Source organism: Microbacterium sp. NFH-22A-Y, assembly GCF_021401375.1.
Lineage (GTDB): Bacteria > Actinomycetota > Actinomycetes > Actinomycetales > Microbacteriaceae > Microbacterium > Microbacterium hominis.
The window spans coordinates 291,936-308,299 of record NZ_JACBGF010000003.1 but is presented as its reverse complement, the minus strand read 5'-3'; the positions used below and the strand labels follow the sequence as shown (position 1 = coordinate 308,299).

General features: G+C 70.9%; 15 protein-coding genes. 4 read left to right on the top strand and 11 right to left on the bottom strand.

Annotated features, from left to right (window positions below):
- Window positions 1-12 precede the first annotated feature (12 nt).
- The 5 genes from L0965_RS12495 to rplU all read right to left on the bottom strand — a co-directional run bounded on the left by L0965_RS12495 (window position 13) and on the right by rplU (window position 4,389).
- Complete coding sequence (locus L0965_RS12495) at window positions 13-1,284, bottom strand: glutamate-5-semialdehyde dehydrogenase (RefSeq protein ID WP_101306288.1); 1,272 nt, start codon at window positions 1,282-1,284, stop codon at window positions 13-15.
- Window positions 1,285-1,345: 61 nt separating this feature from the next.
- The gene (proB, locus tag L0965_RS12490; RefSeq protein WP_060958558.1) at window positions 1,346-2,179 is read right to left on the bottom strand and encodes a glutamate 5-kinase; all 834 of its coding nucleotides are present in this window, start codon (window positions 2,177-2,179) and stop codon (window positions 1,346-1,348) included.
- The gene (gene obgE / locus L0965_RS12485; RefSeq protein WP_101306287.1) at window positions 2,176-3,696 is read right to left on the bottom strand and encodes a GTPase ObgE; all 1,521 of its coding nucleotides are present in this window, start codon (window positions 3,694-3,696) and stop codon (window positions 2,176-2,178) included. The genes proB and obgE overlap by 4 nt, the downstream gene beginning before the upstream one ends.
- 108 nt (window positions 3,697-3,804) lie before the next feature.
- Window positions 3,805-4,062 carry a 50S ribosomal protein L27 gene (gene rpmA / locus L0965_RS12480; protein ID WP_060958556.1) on the bottom strand — a complete coding sequence of 86 codons (258 nt, stop codon included), beginning with the start codon at window positions 4,060-4,062 and terminating at the stop codon, window positions 3,805-3,807.
- A gap of 18 nt (window positions 4,063-4,080) precedes the next feature.
- Window positions 4,081-4,389: a 50S ribosomal protein L21 gene (gene rplU, locus L0965_RS12475; protein ID WP_060958555.1), complete on the bottom strand. Its 309-nt coding sequence runs from the start codon at window positions 4,387-4,389 to the stop codon at window positions 4,081-4,083.
- A gap of 193 nt (window positions 4,390-4,582) precedes the next feature.
- Here rplU and L0965_RS12470 point away from each other — a divergent pair, with 193 nt between their 5' ends.
- Window positions 4,583-4,855 carry a DUF4031 domain-containing protein gene (locus L0965_RS12470; RefSeq protein WP_060958554.1) on the top strand — a complete coding sequence of 91 codons (273 nt, stop codon included), beginning with the start codon at window positions 4,583-4,585 and terminating at the stop codon, window positions 4,853-4,855.
- A gap of 3 nt (window positions 4,856-4,858) precedes the next feature.
- Here the strand turns inward: L0965_RS12470 and L0965_RS12465 are convergent, their stop codons facing one another.
- The gene (locus tag L0965_RS12465) at window positions 4,859-7,315 is read right to left on the bottom strand and encodes an Rne/Rng family ribonuclease (protein ID WP_101306286.1); all 2,457 of its coding nucleotides are present in this window, start codon (window positions 7,313-7,315) and stop codon (window positions 4,859-4,861) included.
- Window positions 7,316-7,621: 306 nt separating this feature from the next.
- On the opposite strand from L0965_RS12465, the gene L0965_RS12460 reads away from it, so the two are divergent.
- Window positions 7,622-8,236, top strand: a complete 615-nt coding sequence (locus L0965_RS12460; RefSeq protein ID WP_060958552.1) for a vitamin K epoxide reductase family protein — start codon at window positions 7,622-7,624, stop codon at window positions 8,234-8,236.
- A gap of 40 nt (window positions 8,237-8,276) precedes the next feature.
- On the opposite strand, the gene ndk is transcribed toward L0965_RS12460, so the two are convergent.
- From ndk to ileS, 4 genes are read right to left on the bottom strand one after another with little or no spacing between them, the layout of a single operon-like run.
- Window positions 8,277-8,690 carry a nucleoside-diphosphate kinase gene (ndk, locus tag L0965_RS12455; protein WP_005053482.1) on the bottom strand — a complete coding sequence of 138 codons (414 nt, stop codon included), beginning with the start codon at window positions 8,688-8,690 and terminating at the stop codon, window positions 8,277-8,279.
- A gap of 1 nt (window position 8,691) precedes the next feature.
- Window positions 8,692-9,102, bottom strand: coding sequence for a DUF4233 domain-containing protein (locus L0965_RS12450; RefSeq protein WP_101306285.1), 411 nt, complete (start codon window positions 9,100-9,102; stop codon window positions 8,692-8,694).
- Window positions 9,090-10,442: a folylpolyglutamate synthase/dihydrofolate synthase family protein gene (locus L0965_RS12445; protein WP_101306284.1), complete on the bottom strand. Its 1,353-nt coding sequence runs from the start codon at window positions 10,440-10,442 to the stop codon at window positions 9,090-9,092. Before L0965_RS12445 ends, L0965_RS12450 begins: the two co-directional genes overlap by 13 nt.
- Entirely contained in the window at window positions 10,439-13,861 is a 3,423-nt protein-coding gene (ileS, locus tag L0965_RS12440) for an isoleucine--tRNA ligase (protein ID WP_101306283.1), read from the bottom strand. The genes L0965_RS12445 and ileS overlap by 4 nt, the downstream gene beginning before the upstream one ends.
- Window positions 13,862-14,103: 242 nt before the next feature.
- Between ileS and L0965_RS12435 the strand changes: the two genes are divergently transcribed.
- Window positions 14,104-14,763: a hypothetical protein gene (locus tag L0965_RS12435; RefSeq protein ID WP_101306282.1), complete on the top strand. Its 660-nt coding sequence runs from the start codon at window positions 14,104-14,106 to the stop codon at window positions 14,761-14,763.
- The gene (locus tag L0965_RS12430; protein WP_101306281.1) at window positions 14,760-15,335 is read left to right on the top strand and encodes a GNAT family N-acetyltransferase; all 576 of its coding nucleotides are present in this window, start codon (window positions 14,760-14,762) and stop codon (window positions 15,333-15,335) included. Before L0965_RS12435 ends, L0965_RS12430 begins: the two co-directional genes overlap by 4 nt.
- A 116-nt stretch (window positions 15,336-15,451) precedes the next feature.
- Here the strand turns inward: L0965_RS12430 and L0965_RS12425 are convergent, their stop codons facing one another.
- Window positions 15,452-16,279 carry an endonuclease domain-containing protein gene (locus L0965_RS12425; RefSeq protein WP_232783900.1) on the bottom strand — a complete coding sequence of 276 codons (828 nt, stop codon included), beginning with the start codon at window positions 16,277-16,279 and terminating at the stop codon, window positions 15,452-15,454.
- Window positions 16,280-16,364 lie beyond the last annotated feature (85 nt).

Sequence of the window (16,364 nt, the reverse complement as noted above, 5' to 3'; positions counted from 1 at the left end):
CAGTTTAGGCGGTCAGGCGCGGATCTGCCCGGACCCACGCGCCAGCCACTTGGTGCTGGTGAGCTCGGGAAGGCCCATGGGTCCGCGCGCGTGGAGCTTCTGCGTGGAGATGCCGACTTCCGCTCCGAAGCCGAACTCGCCGCCGTCGGTGAACCGCGTCGAGGCGTTGGCCATGACGACCGCGGAGTCGACCTCGGCCAGGAAGCGCTCGGCGTGCGCGTCGTCCGCCGTCACGATCGACTCGGTGTGGTGCGTCGAGTAGCGGCGGATGTGCTCCAGGGCCTCGTCGAGGTCGTCGACGACGCGCATCGACAGGTCGAGGCTCATGTGCTCCGTCGACCAATCCGCGTCGGTGGCCGCCACGGCATCCGCGACGAGGGCGCGGACCGCGTCGTCGCCGTGGATGGTGACACCGGCATCCTGCAGTGCGGCAGCGACCGGCGGTACGAGCCGGTCGGCGGCGTCGCGGACGACGAGGACCGTCTCGACGGCGTTGCACACGCTGGGCCGCTGCGCCTTCGCGTTGACGACGATCTGCTGGGCCCACTCCAGCGGCGCGGACGAGTCGAGCACGATGTGGACGACGCCCGCTCCCGTCTCGATGACGGGCACCGCCGACTGCGTGACGACGGTCTCGATGAGCTGGGCGCTCCCCCGAGGAACCAGCACGTCCACGAGTCCGCGGGCCTGCATGAGGGCGTGGGCGCCGTCGCGGCCGAACTCGTCGACCGTCTGGATGGCCTCGGGATCGATGCCTCGGTCGGCGAGGGCCGATCTCATGGCCGCGACGAGGGCGGCGTTGGTGGCCAGCGCCGCCGTGCCGCCGCGCAGGACGACGGCGTTGCCCGACCTGAGCGCGAGCGCCGCGATGTCGACGGTGACGTTGGGACGCGCCTCATAGATGGATCCCACCACGCCGAAGGGGACGGAGACCTTCTGCAGGTGCACCCCGTTCGGCAGCGTGCGCTCGTCGAGCACGCGTCCGACGGGATCGGGCAGCTCGGCGACGTCGCGCACCGCGTCGGCCAGGGCCTGCACACGCGAGGCGTCGAGCCGGAGACGGTCGCGCAGGCCGTCCGTCAGACCGTCGCGGATGCCCCGTTCGAGGTCGTCGGCGTTCGCGGCGACGATGTCCGCCGAGGCGGCCTCGATCGCCGCGGCGATGGCCCGGAGAGCATCGGCCTTCTCGACGTCGGTCAGCAGTCCGATGCTCCGCGCGGCGTCGTGCGCGCGCTCGATGCGCTCGCGGGCGCCGGCGGCGACAGAGACGGTGGGAGTGGTCATCCGCTCAGTGTATCGAGGCCGACCAGCCGTCTCGGTCGTCCGGCATCGCGCGGATGCCGGGTCACGCCGAGGGGACGGTCGGCATCGGCGTCGTGCCGCTGCGCACCGGGGCGACCGGATTGGGGGCGAACCAGGTGCCGACGTCGGCGCCCGATAGCGCGGACGAGACGAGGTCGGCGCTCGTGACGAGCACGCCCACCCCGGCAGCGGCGGCCAGACGCGCGGCCGAGACCTTCGTCGCCGCACCGCCGGTGCCGACGCTGTTGACGACCACCGAGCCGAACTCGTACCGGCTGAGATCGTCGCCGAAGTCGACAGTGGAGATGGCCTCGGCCCCGGGCTCGGACGGCGGTCGCGTGTACAGCGACTCGATGTCGCTGAGCAGCACCAGCGCGTCGGCGCCGATCAGCTCGGCGACGAGTGCAGCGAGCCGGTCGTTGTCGCCGAAGCGGATCTCGTGGGTGGCGACCGTGTCGTTCTCGTTGACGATCGGGAGCACGCCCAGCCCGAGGAGCCGGTCGACGGCACGGCGCGCGTTGGCGCGGTGAGCCGGGTTCTCGAGGTCGCCGGCGGTCAGCAGCACCTGCCCCGCCAGCATCCCGTGCCGGTCGAGCGAGGTCTGATAACGCCACATCAGCACGTTCTGGCCGACCGCCGCGGCGGCCTGCTGGGTCGCGAGGTCGGACGGCCGCCCTTCGAGGTGCAGGAAGGGCAGCGCGGTCGCGATCGCGCCGGAGGAGACCAGCACGACCTGCGTGCCCCGCGCGCGCGCCGCGGCGAGGGCGTCTACGATGGACTCGATGCGGTAGTGGTTCTCGCCGCTGATCGACGACGAGCCGACCTTCACGACGACCCGCTGCGCTCCTGCGATCTGTGACCGGTCCTGCACGCTCACGCTTCCTCGTCGTCCTCCCACTGGTACGCGTCCGCCGCGCCACCGAGGCGCTCGGCCTCGAGGTCGGCGCGCGCTTCCGCCTTGGCGTCCATGCGCTCGTGATACCGCTCGCGTCGCTGCGACGTGGTGCGTCGCGGGTTCAGGTCCAGACGCGGGTCGGTGCCGCGGGGCGCCGTCATGAGCTCGGCCGCCGACGAGAGCGACGGATGCCAGTCGAACACGATCCCGTCGCCGGGGCCGATGACGACGGTCGAGCCGGCGACCGCGCCGACGCGGTAGAGCTCGTCCTCGACACCGAGCTTCTCGAGGCGGTCCGCGAGGAAGCCGACGGCCTCCTCGTTCTGGAAGTCGGTCTGCTGCACCCAGCGCAGCGGCTTGTCGCCGAGGATGCGGTAGACGTTGCCGTAGGTGCCGCCTTCGACCCGGATCTCGAAGTCCTTGTCGGCGCCCTTCGGTCGGATGACGATCCGCTCCGCCACCGGGGTCTCGGCCAGGTGCGCGCGGTGCGCGGCGACGATGTCGCCGAGGGCGAAGGTGAGCTGACGCAGACCCTCGTGGCTCACGGTCGAGATCTCGAACACGCGGTAGCCGCGCTCCTCGAGCTCGGGGCGGACGAGGTCGGCGAGATCCTTCGCCTCGGGCACGTCGACCTTGTTCAGCGCGATGAGCTGCGGGCGCTCGAGCAGGGGCGTCTGCCCCTCGGGCACCGGATAGTTGCCGAGCTCCTCGAGGATGACGTCAAGGTCGCTCAGCGGGTCACGACCCGGCTCGAGGGTCGCGCAGTCGAGCACGTGCACCAGGGCGGTGCAGCGCTCCACGTGGCGCAGGAACTCCAGTCCGAGCCCCTTGCCTTCGCTGGCCCCTTCGATGAGGCCGGGCACGTCGGCGACGGTGTAGCGGGTCTCCCCCGCCTGGACGACGCCGAGGTTCGGATGCAGGGTCGTGAACGGGTAGTCCGCGATCTTCGGCCGTGCTGCGGACACCGCGGCGATGAGGCTCGACTTTCCCGCAGACGGGAAGCCGACCAGGGCCACGTCGGCCACCGTCTTCAGTTCGAGGAGGACGTCGCCCTCCCAGCCCGGCGTTCCGAGCAGCGCGAACCCCGGCGCCTTGCGCTTGGGGTTGGCGAGGGCGGCGTTGCCGAGACCGCCCTGGCCGCCCGGGGCGACGACGAAGCGGGTGCCGGGGACGATGAGATCCGTCAGGGTCTCGCCGTCGGCATCCTTCACCACGGTGCCGACGGGGACGGCGAGCTCGAGGCTCTCGCCCGCGGCGCCGGAGCGGTTGTCGCCCATGCCGAAGCCGCCGTTGCCCGCGGAGCGGTGCGGCGAGTGGTGGTACGAGAGCAGCGTGGTCACCTGCGGATCGGCGACGAGCACGATGTCGCCGCCGTGGCCGCCGTTGCCGCCGTCGGGACCGGCGAGCGGCTTGAACTTCTCGCGGCGGACGGACACGCAGCCGTTGCCGCCCTTGCCGGCTCGCAGATGGAGCGTCACTCGATCGACGAAGGTCACCATGTCGGTCTCCTGACGGGATGGGTCGAGGTGGGGATGGATCTCGGTGGTAAAGAAGGAGGGGCGAGCCGAAGCCCGCCCCTCACCTCATGTCTGTGGTCGACCGCGCGGTCACTCCGCTGCGGCGACGATGTTGACGACCTTGCGGCCGCCCTTGCTGCCGAACTCGACCGCACCCGCGGCCAGGGCGAACAGCGTGTCGTCTCCACCGCGGCCGACGTTGGCGCCCGGGTGGAAGTGCGTGCCGCGCTGGCGGACGAGGATCTCGCCGGCGAGGACCTGCTGGCCGCCGAAGCGCTTGACGCCCAGTCGCTGGGCGTTGGAGTCACGACCGTTACGGGTAGAGCTTGCGCCCTTCTTGTGTGCCATCTCGTCTGCCTCTTCCGCTTACTTGATGCCGGTGATCTTGACGCGCGTGAGGTCCTGACGGTGGCCCTGGCGCTTCTTGTAGCCGGTCTTGTTCTTGAACTTCTGGATGACGATCTTCGGACCGCGCTCCTCGCCGAGGACCTCGGCGGTGACGGTCACCTTCGCGAGCTTGTCGGCGTCGGTCGTCACGGCGTCGCCATCGACGAGCAGCACCGCGGGCAGCTCGAGCTTCTCGCCGACCTTGGCCTGCTGACGATCGAGGACGACGATCGTGCCGACCTCGACCTTCTCCTGACGGCCACCGGCGCGCACAACTGCGTAAACCACTTCACACCTGTTTTTCTTCTGCGGAACCTGCGGCTCCGGCTGTCTTCATGGGACGAGCACGTCCCGGGAAGGTCGTGCCCAAACATCCAGTGCGGAGGCGGAACTCGACGCACCAAGGGTCTACTTTACCGGATGCCGGGGACATCGGCAAAAGCAGAGCGAGGCGTGTCGCGCGTCGACCTAGACTGCGGGCATGGCGATCCTCATCGATGACCCCCGCTGGCCGGCCCATGGGCGGCTCTGGGCGCATCTGGTCAGCGACAGCGACCTCGAGGAGCTCCACGCCTTCGCCGCGGCCAACGGCATCCCCCGTCGCGGATTCGACCGCGATCACTACGACGTCCCGGAGGACGCGCTCGACCGTCTCGTGGCCGCCGGTGCGGAGCACGTCAGCGGCCACGAGCTGGTCAAGCGCCTCATCGCGTCGGGCTTGCGGATCACCGCCCGCGAGCGCCGCGAGAGCTGAGGCTCACTCGCCCGACGCGGCCTCCGCGGACTCCCCCGCCGGCGTCGCCGCCACCGGCGTGCCGGTCAGTGCAGCCGTGGTCACGCGGCGTCGGCCACGTCCCTGTCCCGGTGCCTTCGGCTCGGGAAGGGCGCTGAGGACGGAGTCGAGGAGGATGTCCTTCTCGGTCTTCTTCTCGGCCGTCGCGCGCGTGGACGGCTCGCGCTTCTTGCGCGGGCGCTTGGGGCGCTCGGCGGCGGCGTCGTTCTCCGGGTCGGGCAGCGTGATCACGGGCGTCGCGTCAGCCTGCGCCGCGGCATCCTCGGCCGTCGTGTGGATCGTGGAGGCGGCGATCTGCGCGAGCGCGGACTTCGCGCTCTCCGTGATCACGTGCGTGCCTCCGTTGGCGCTGGCGCCGTTGCCGCCGGCGGGCGCGCTCTGACGCGAGCGGCGACCGCCGTTGGAGGACGGAGCCTGCGAGCCGCGGTGCTTGACCACCGGGTCGTGGTGCACGATCACGCCACGGCCGGCGCAGACCTCGCAGGGCTCGCTGAAGGTCTCGAGCAGACCCAGCCCCAGCTTCTTGCGGGTCATCTGCACGAGGCCGAGCGAGGTGACCTCGGCGACCTGGTGCTTGGTCCGGTCGCGGCTGAGGCACTCCACGAGGCGGCGGAGCACGAGATCGCGGTTGGACTCGAGCACCATGTCGATGAAGTCCACGACGATGATGCCGCCGATGTCGCGCAGCCGGAGCTGTCGGACGATCTCCTCGGCCGCTTCGAGGTTGTTCTTGGTGACGGTCTCTTCGAGGTTGCCGCCGGAGCCGACGAACTTGCCGGTGTTGACGTCGACGACCGTCATCGCCTCGGTGCGGTCGATGACGAGCGAACCGCCCGACGGCAGCCACACCTTGCGGTCGAGAGCCTTCTCGATCTGCTCGGTCACGCGGAACCGGTCGAAGGGATCCTGGTCGTCCTCGTACTTCTCGACGCGCTCCAGCAGGTCGGGCGCGACACCCGCGAGGTAGGCCGTGATGGTCTGGTAGGCGTCCTCGCCCTGGATGAGCATCTTCGAGAAGTCCTCGTTGAAGACGTCGCGGACGATCTTCACCAGCAGGTCCGGCTCGGAGTGCAGCAGGGCGGGGGCGCCGATCGTCTCGACCTGCGTGGAGATGTGCTCCCACTGCGCGGTGAGGCGCTGGACGTCGCGGGTCAGCTGCTCCTCGGTGGCGCCCTCGGCCGCCGTCCGCACGATGACGCCGCTCGACTCCGGAAGGACCTCCTTCAGGATGCGCTTGAGGCGGGCCCGCTCCGTGTCGGGGAGCTTGCGGGAGATGCCGTTCATCGCGCCGCCCGGGACGTACACGAGGTAGCGGCCGGGAAGGGAGATCTGGCTCGTCAGACGGGCGCCCTTGTGGCCCACCGGGTCCTTCGTGACCTGCACGAGCACACGGTCGCCGCTCTTGAGGGCGAGCTCGATGCGTCGCGGCTGGTTGCCGGTCTCGACGGCGTCCCAGTCCACCTCACCCGAGTACAGCACCGCGTTGCGGCCGCGGCCGATGTCGACGAAGGCCGCCTCCATGCTCGGGAGCACGTTCTGCACGCGCCCGAGGTAGACGTTGCCGATGAGCGACGACTCCTGGCTTCGGGCGACGTAGTGCTCGACGAGCACGTTGTCCTCCAGGACGGCGATCTGGATGCGACCGTTCTTGGAGCGGACGATCATGTCGCGGTCGACGGCTTCGCGCCGGGCGAGGAACTCGGCCTCCGTGACGACGGTGCGACGGCGGCCGGCCTCGCGGCCGTCGCGACGGCGCTGCTTCTTCGCCTCCAGGCGCGTCGAGCCCTTGATGCGCTGGGGCTCGGTGATGAGCTCGACGGCGCGGCGGCGCGGCTGGTTCTGCTCGCGGGGCGCGTCGTCGGCGTCGGATGCCGAGCCGCCTCCCCCGCGGCGACGGTTGCGCCGGCGTGCGCTGGAGCCGCTGTCCGGCCCCTGCTCCTCGCGCTCGTCGCGGCTCTCGGGCCGCGCACCCGGGCGCGGCGGGAGCGGCGCGATGGCCGGCGCGTAGAAGACGAGCTGGGTGGAGACCGCCGAGACGAAGTCGGCGGGCAGCAGCCCCAGGCTGACCGCGGTGAGGGGCTCGTCCTTGGCGGGCTCCTCGGCCGCGGCGGCATCGGTCTCCGCCGAGGGCGTGTCGGACGCGGGGGTCTTGGGCGCCTCGGCCTCTGCCGGCGCCGCGTCGGCCGGAGCGGCCTCTGCGGGAGCCGCGTCCGCAGGAGCAGGCTCGGGTGCGATGTCTGCAGCGGACGTCTCGGGCTCCGCGGCCGTCTCGGGCTCCGCGGACGTCTCGGCGGCGGTTTCGGTCGCCGCGGGGGCCACCTCGGCGTCGGCCGGCTCGTGGGCGGTCGCGGCGGTGGATTGGGGGGCGTTCAGCGCCCCGTCCGCGGCGATGGTGGACTGATCGTTGTTGTCATCGGCCATCTCTGGCTTACTCCTCGCCGCCGGCTCCGCGTGCCGTCGGGTGAACTCTGGCGGCCTCACCCGGATGCCGGGGAACCGCGTACTCACTCGGTCTGCAGCCTCACCCGCTCGTCGGCGGGGCTCGTGCTGCCAAGGGCGTTCATCGCCCGAAGTCTTCGGTGATGCCGGTTGCGGCGCGGCCGCGATGCATCGGCCCCCATTATCGCATCTTCTCGTGAGGATTGAGCAGAGGCGCCGCCGAGCATCGCGCGTTCCGTCGGAGTGGACCCAGCGGACCTCATGCACATGGATGCGATAATCGCCGTCATGGCCTCACGCACGATCGACAGTCGCCCGAGAATCCTCGCGATCTGGCTGGTGATCGCCGGAGCGATCGGTTGGATCGCCGCCTTCGCCCTGACGCTCGAGAAGTTCGACAAGGTCGCGGACTCGACCGTCGCGGCATCCTGCGACTTCAGCATCGTGGTGCAGTGCAGCGCGAACCTGAACTCGCCGCAGGGCAGCGCGTTCGGGTTCCCGAACCCGATCATCGGGCTGACGGGATGGATGGCGCCCATCGTCGTGGGGATGGCGATCCTCGCGGGCGCCCGCTTCGCCCGATGGTTCTGGTGGACCTTTTTCGCGGGGATCACCTTCGCGTTCGGATTCGTCATCTGGCTCATCAGCCAGAGCATCTACATCCTGGGCACGCTCTGCCCGTGGTGCATGGTCACATGGCTCGTGACGATCCCGACGTTCTACGCGGTCGCCGTCCATCTCCTGCGATCGGGCGTGGTCTCCGACAACGCCCGTGTCCGCGCCGTCGGCACGGCGCTGAGCGCGTGGGTGCCGCTGATGGCGTTCGTCACCTATGCCGTCGTGCTGCTGTTGGCGCAGCTGCGCCTCGACGCGATCCCTCAGCTGATCGACGTCATCTTCTGATCGACGCCGAAAGCGGTGGCCGGCAGCGCCGGCCACCGGCTCAGAACCAGATCGCGAGCTCGCGTGCGGCGGACTCGGGGCTGTCGCTGCCGTGCACGAGGTTCTGCTGAACCTTCAGGCCCCAGTCGCGTCCGAAGTCGCCGCGGATGGTGCCGGGGGCGGCCGTGGTGGGATCGGTCGTGCCCGCCAGCGAACGGAAGCCCTCGATCACGCGGTTGCCGGCGAGGCGGATGGCGACCGACGGCCCGGACAGCATGAACTCGAGCAGGGGCTCGTAGAAGGGCTTGCCGGCGTGCTCCGCGTAGTGCTGCTCGAGCACGTCGCGGTCGGGCTCGACGAGCTTGATGTCGACGAGAGCGTAGCCCTTCGCCTCGATGCGGGCGAGGATCGCGCCGGTGAGGCCGCGTGCGACGCCGTCCGGCTTGACGAGGACGAGGGTTTCTTCGGTGGGCATGTCATTCTCCGTTCGGGGCGTGCGGGGAGTAAGCGTGCGCGCGCGAGGCATTGCGGCGATCGAGCGCTCTGCCCTTGATCGTCGCATACGCGTACATCCCACCGAAAATGACGCCGACGATCACGAGGGCCGGCACGATGAACCCGCCCAGCACGATGAGCGCCTGCCAGAGCCAGCCGAGCGCGATACCCCACCGGAAGCGGACGACGCCGGTCGTCGCGATCATGAGCACCGCCAGCACGGAACCCGCGACGATCCCCCACCACGAGGCGATGCCGGCAGGAAGGGCGTTCAGACCGTAGACGGCGAGGCCGCCGAGGAAGACGATGATCGACTCGAACCCGAGCACCACCTGCGCGAGCGACTCCTCGGCGCCCCGAGCGCGGCGCACGCGCCCGCTCACGCGCGCCATCCGCTCTTCCAGTCCTCATCCGCAGCGAGCTGCAGGGCCTCACCGGCGAGCACGACGCTGCCGGCGATGACCACGGCACGCCGCTCCGAACCCGATGCCCACTCGCGTGCCGCCTCGGCCGCGTCCGCCAGGGCGGGGTGGACCGTGACGGGGATGCCGACGGCCTCGACCAGATCGGCCAGCGCCTCCGGGTCGGCGGCGCGCTCGGAATCCGGCGCGGTGACGAAGACGTGCGCGGCCGCGGGGGCGAGCGTCGACACGATTCCGGCCGTGTCCTTGTCGCCGAAGGCGCCGAACACGATCCCCCACTCGTCGAAGTCGAACGAGTCGCCCAGCGCCGCGACCAGCGCGCGGGCGCCGTGCGGGTTGTGCGCGCTGTCGACGAGCACCGTGGGAGCGACCCCGATCAGCTGCAGGCGACCGGGCGAGGTCACCTGCGCGAGTCCGTCGGTGAGCACGTCGGGGGCGATCGGCTGTACGCCGGCGCCGATGAGCGACTCGACCGCGGCGATCGCCAGCGCGGCGTTGTGTCCCTGGTGGGCGCCGTACAGCGGCAGGTAGAGGTCGTCGTAGGCGGCGGCGAGGCCGCGGACGGCGAGCTGCTGGCCGCCGACCGCCAGGCGCTGACTCGTCAACCCGAACGCCGAGCCCTCCACCGCGAGCGAGGCGTCGCGCGCGGCGGCGGCGTCGGTGAGGACCGCCAGTGCCGAGGCCTCCTGCTGCGCCGACACCACGGCGGCGCCGGGCTTGATGATGCCCGCCTTGACCGTCGCGATTTCGGCGATGGTGTGTCCGAGCTTGTCGGCGTGGTCGAGGTCGATCGGGGCGATCACCGCGACGTCGCCGTCCGCCGTGTTGGTGGAGTCCCACGTGCCGCCCATGCCGACCTCGACGACCGCGACGTCGACCGGGGCATCGGCGAACGCGACGAAGGCCAGCACCGTGAGCAGCTCGAAGAAGGTGAGGGCGGCGTCGCCGGATGCCGCGAGCTCCGCATCCACGAGATCGACGATGGGAGCGATCTCGTCCCACGCGTCGGCGATGAGTCCGTCGTCGATGGGCTCGCCGTCGATCATGATGCGCTCCGTGAAGCGCTCCAGGTGCGGGCTCGTGAACAGGCCGGTCCGCAGGCCGTGCGCGCGGACGATGGACTCGATGATCCGGCTCGTGGAGGTCTTGCCGTTGGTGCCCGTCACGTGGACGACGCGGTAGGTGCGCTGCGGGTCGTCGAGCAGCTCGAGGACCCGACGCGTGCGTTCGACGCGCGGCTGCACCCACTGCTCGCCCTGTCGGGTGAGCAGGGCGCGGTAGACGGCGTCGGCGCGGTTGCGATCGCTCACGAGTCTGCTCCGATCCGGGTGACGGCCACCGTGAAGGCGCCGGTGTTGGCATAGGTGCCCGCGGCGATCAGCGCGGTGTGGTCGGCGTCGATCGTTTCGGCCGCGGCCAGCACCGAGCCCTCGCCGAGCAGCGCCGTGCCGTCGGGATCGACCACGGCGTAGTCGAGGGCGAGCGTCTCCCCCGCGACATCCGCCGCCCCGAACGCCGACGCCACCGCGTCGGCATCCTCGCGCGCCTCGAACAGCAGCTGCAGGCGGATGCGGTCGCTCACGTCGAACCCGGCCGCCTTGCGGGTGTCCTGCACGGCGCGGATCGTGTCGCGGGCGAGCCCTTCGGCCTCCAGCTCGGGCGTGGTCGTCGTATCCAGCAGCACGAACCCGCCCTGGCGGTCGGCCGCGCCGGGCAGCACGGCGAGCGCCTCCCCCTCGGGACGCCCCGCCGTCTCGAGCACCAGGTCGTACTCGCCCGACTCGAGGGCGATGCCGCCGACCGTCACGACGCCGTCGTGCTCGCTCCACTCGCCGGCGCGCGCGGCACCGATGACCTGCTGCACCTGCTTGCCGAGGCGGGGGCCGGCGGCACGCGCGTTCACCGAGAGGCGGTGCGTGATGCCGAACTGCGCGGCGGTGCCGGCCTCCAGCTCCACCAGTTCCACGGCCTTGACGTTCAGCTCCTCGCGGACGATGTCCTCGAACTGCGCCAGGGCGCGCGCGTCGGGCACGACGACCGTGAGACGCGGAAGCGGCAGGCGCACGCGCTTGCCCTCCTTCTTGCGGAGCGCGTTCGCGACGCTGGACACCTCGCGCACGGCGTCCATCGCCGTGCGGATGTCGGCGGCGGCGGGGAACGCGTCGGCGTCGGGCCAGTCCTCCAGGTGCACGCTGCGGCCCCCGGTGAGCCCCTGCCAGACGCGCTCGGAGACGAGCGGGATCAGCGGTGCGGCGACGCGCGTGAGCGTCTCGAGCACCGTGTACAGGGTGTCGAAGGCCTCGGTCGACGTCTCGTCGTCGGTCACCCCGACCCAGAACCGGTCGCGCGAGCGACGCACGTACCAGTTGGTGAGCGCCTCCGCGAAGTCGCGGAGCTTCGCCGCGGCCGTCGTCGAGTCGAGCTGTTCGAGGTCGGCGGCGACACCGCGCACGAGGTCGCCGGTGAGGGCGAGGATGTAGCGGTCCAGCACGTTCGTCGAGTCGGTGCGCCAGCGCGCCTCGTATCCGTCGGCGGTCGCGGCGTTCGCATAGGTCGCGAAGAAGTACCACGTGTTCCACAGCGGCAGCAGGAACTCGCGGACGCCCGCGCGGATGCCCTCCTCCGTGACGATCAGGTTGCCGCCGCGCAGCACCGACGAGGCCATGAGGAACCAGCGCATCGCGTCGGAGCCGTCGCGATCGAACACCTCGCTGACGTCGGGGTAGTTGCGCAGCGACTTGCTCATCTTCTGGCCGTCGCTGCCGAGCACGATGCCGTGGCAGGCGACGCCCGTGAAGGCGGGCCGGTCGAACAGCGCGCCGGAGAGCACGTGCATGACGTAGAACCAGCCGCGCGTCTGACCGATGTACTCCACGATGAAGTCGGCCGGCGCGTGCTCGTCGAACCACTCGCGGTTCTCGAACGGATAGTGCACCTGCGCGTAGGGCATCGAGCCCGAGTCGAACCACACGTCGAACACGTCCTCGATGCGGCGCATCGTGCTCTGTCCGGTCGGGTCGTCGGGGTTGGGCCGGGTCAGCTCGTCGATGTACGGACGGTGCAGATCGACCTCGCCCTGCGCATTGCGCGGAAGGCGTCCGAAGTCCTGCTCCAGCTCGGCCAGAGATCCGTAGACGTCGACCCGCGGGTACTCCGGGTCGTCGCTGCGCCAGACCGGGATCGGCGAGCCCCAGAAGCGGTTGCGGCTGATGGACCAGTCGCGCGCCCCCTCGAGCCACTTGCCGAATTGGCCGTGCTTGACGTTCTCCGGTGCCCAGGTGATCTGCTCGTTGAGCTCGATGAGCCGGTCCTTGATCGCGGTCACGCGCACGAACCAGCTGGAGACGGCCTTGTAGATCAGAGGGTTCCGGCACCGCCAGCAGTGCGGGTAGGAGTGCTCGTAGGACGCCTCGCGCAGCAGTCGTCCCTCCGCGCGCAGCAGCCGGATCAGCGGACGGTTCGCGTCCATCCAGAGCTCGCCGGCCACGTCCGCGACCTGGGGCAGGAAGCGTCCGCCGTCGTCCAGGCTCATGATGAGCGGGATGCCGGCGGCCTCGGTGATCCGCTGGTCGTCCTCGCCGTAGGCGGGCGCCTGGTGCACGATGCCCGTGCCGTCGGTGGTGCTCACGTAGTCGTCGACGAGGATGCGCCAGGCCGTGCCGGTCCCCCACATCTCGGCATCCGCGTAGTAGTCGAACAGGCGGTCGTAGTGCACGTCCGCGAGCTCCGCACCCCGGATCGTCCGCTCCACCGCTTCGGCCGCATCGGCGGCGTTCTCGTAGCCGAGGTCCTTCGCGTAGCCGCCGAGGAGGTCGGAGGCGAGCAGGTAGCGGTGCGCCGTGGCGCCTTCGTCGTCGCCGGATGCCGGGACGTCGGCGGCGCCCTGCGGCCCGCCGGGGACCACGACGTACTCGATCTCGGGCCCGACGGCCAGAGCGAGGTTTGTCGGGAGGGTCCAGGGGGTGGTCGTCCACGCGAGGGCGCGGACGCCGGTGAGCCCGAGGCTCTCCGCCTTCACCCCGACGAGCGGGAACGTGACGGTGACCGACGGGTCCTGACGCATCTTGTAGACGTCGTCGTCCATCCGCAGCTCGTGGTTGGACAGCGGCGTCTCGTCGCGCCAGCAGTAGGGCAGCACGCGGTGGCCCTCGTAGGCGAGCCCCTTGTCCCACAGACCCTTGAAGGCCCACAGCACCGACTCCATGTAGCCCGTGTCGAGCGTCTTGTAGCCGCGCTCGAAGTCGACCCAGCGCGCCTGGCGGGTGACGTAGTCCTCCCACTGCTGCGTGTACTCGAGCACCGACTCGCGCGCCTTCGCGTTGAAGGCGGCGATCCCCATCTGCTCGATCTCGCTCTTCTCGGTGATCCCGAGCTGCTTCATGGCCTCGAGCTCGGCGGGAAGGCCGTGCGTGTCCCACCCGAAGACGCGGTCGACCTTCTTGCCGCGCATCGTCTGGAAGCGCGGGAAGAGGTCCTTGGCGTACCCGGTGAGCAGGTGCCCGTAGTGCGGAAGGCCGTTGGCGAAGGGCGGGCCGTCGTAGAAGACCCACTCCTCGGCGCCTTCACGGCGGGCGATCGACGCGCGGAACGTGTCGTCGCGCGACCAGAAGTCGAGGATGTCGCGCTCGATCTCGGGGAATCGCGGGCTCGGCGACACCTCGGCGGCGGGCCCGAAGGCGCTGGCGCCGTCGGCGGTGGGGGCGCTCGTCGAAGGGCGGGGGTAGGTCATGTCACTCCAGCAGGGGCTCGTGCATCGTGTGAATCGTGCAGTCTTCCTGCGAGGACGATCGTGCGACCGCGGTACCACCCCGCTTGCCGACGCGCGAGGCGGCGGCCACTCGTACTGCGGCTGTGACGGGCCTGCCCCGCGCGGTTCTAGCGGCCCCGTGAGGGACTTTCTTCCGCGAGCTCCCCGGTGATGGCCGGATCGTTGCTGATCAGCCCATCATACCGTCCGCGTAGGCTCGAGGCATGGCCGCGCGCTCCCGCACCCCTCTCGCTCCTCGCACGGGAGCCCCCGACCTGCCGGCGGTGCTCGAGGAGGTCTCCGCCGTCCACGCCCGCGACGACCTGCTCGGCGTCGCGCTGGTCGGCCTCGGCGGCGACGTGGATGCCGCGCACGCCCGCATCGGCGAGTCGCGTCTGGCCGGGGCGACGGTGGGTCATCTCGATCTCACCGGCGCGACGCTCGTCGATGTGGCCGTCGACGACCTGCGTGCCGTCGAGGTCATCGCCCGCGACGGCACGTGGCGCAACGTCGAGGTCTCCGGCGGACGCATCGCGACGCTCGACGGACTCCGTGCGCGCTGGGACAGCGTGGTGCTGCGCGGCGTGCACGTCGATTACCTGTCGCTTCCCTCGGCGGAGGTGGCGGACGTGCTCTTCGTCGACTGCCGGTTCGGGACGATCGACCTCCCCGAGGGCCGGCTGACGCGCGTCGCGTTCCAGGGATGCCGGGCCGACGAGGTCGACACCCGCGGTCTCCGCGCGGCGGATCTCGACCTGCGCGGCCTCGAGGCGTTGTCCTTCACCGATGCGCGCTCCCTGACGGGCGCCTGGCTCGAACCCCGACAGGCGGAACTGCACGCGGCGACGTTCGCCCAGGCCCTCGGCATCCGGATCGCGACGTGATCCTCGCGACCTCACGACTGGATCTCCGCGAGATGACGGACGACGATCTGCCGGCCCTTCGCCGGATTCTCCAGGATCCGCGGGCCATGCGCGCGTACGAGGGCGCGTTCTCCGAGGAGGAGACGAGGCAGTGGCTCGATCGCCAGGTGCAGCGCTACCACGACGACGGTCACGGCCTGTGGGCCGTCGTCCACCGCGACTCCGGCGAGATGATCGGCCAGTGCGGCATCACGCGTCAGCGCATCGACCTGGACGAGGTCGTGGAGGTCGGTTACCTCTTCGAACGGGCGCACTGGCACCGCGGGTACGCCGTCGAGGCGGCGTCGGCATGCCGCGACTGGGCCTTCGCCACCCTGCCGATCGACGAGCTGTACGCGAAGGTGCGGGCGACGAACGTGGCCTCCATGAACGTCGCGATCCGGCTGGGCATGACGGTCCGACGCACCTTCACGACGCACTACCGCGGCGTCGACATGCCGCACCTCGCCTTCGCCGTCGATCGCGCGAGCTGGAGGCGCGGCGCGGTCGCGCCGTCACGCGCCGACCGATCGCGAGGAGATGTCGAGAGCTGAGGACGGGATGCCGGTGGGTGCTCCTCAGCATCCGCCATCTCCTCGGCATCCGGCGGCTCCTCGGCATCCGGCGGCTCCTCGGCATCCGGCGAGGGACCGGCGTCCGGGTGGTGCGCTCAGCGGGCGATGTGCAGCCCTTGCGCGACCGCCCTCATGACCAGCGCCTGCACCTCGTGCCAGCGGTGGACGATCTGGGCGTAGCCGACACGGATGACGTGATAGCCGAGCAGCATGAGCTCGGCGTCGTGGGCGATGTCGCTCGTGCGCTGCGCGCCGACGTGCGTTCCGCCGTCGATCTGGAACACGAGCCGTGCGCCGATGAGGAAATCCACGCGGTGGCCGGCGATCCACACCTGCGGAACGATCGGCACGCCCAGCCAGCTCAGGCGAGCGATGAAGAGGGTCTCGAGTCCCGATCCCGAGTACGGGCTCGCCCGATCGAGCAGTTCCCGGGCGGCGCCGCGAAAGGGCAGGCGGCGGAGCTCGTCGAGCGTCACGAGCTTGCGGTCGAGTGCCGATTCCCACACGATCAGCGCCTCCTCGAACGGGAGGCACTGCGCGACGAGACCCAGGACGTTCTCGATCTCGTCGACGAGGGCGTCGGGATGGCGGGGCACGATCGGCTGCGCCCAGTGCACGTGTGCGCGGGGCGCGCGGACCGCGCCCGATCGCGGCGACGCCGCCACGTGCGGCTGGGCGGTGGGTTCGAGCAGCCACAGGCCGAGTCGTTCCGCCTGGGTCACGCACGAGATCACCACCCCGGCGCGGGCCGCCGCCGTGAGATGTGGGTCCGCGTCGGGGAGCGCGACCCAGCCCTTGCGCGGACGCGACAGTCGTCGGGTCTCGACGGCCGCGCGCAGCTGCCGTTCGCTCCAGCCGCGTTCGCGCAGCCGCCGCACGCGCACGATGCCGCCCGCACCGCGCACGTCGTCTTCGATCCCCATGCGACCACCGTGCCGCGGTGCGGCGCCGGAGGCGGCGCCATCGACGCCTCCGTGGACGATCGGTGCGGTCCGCGGGGCTGTGGAG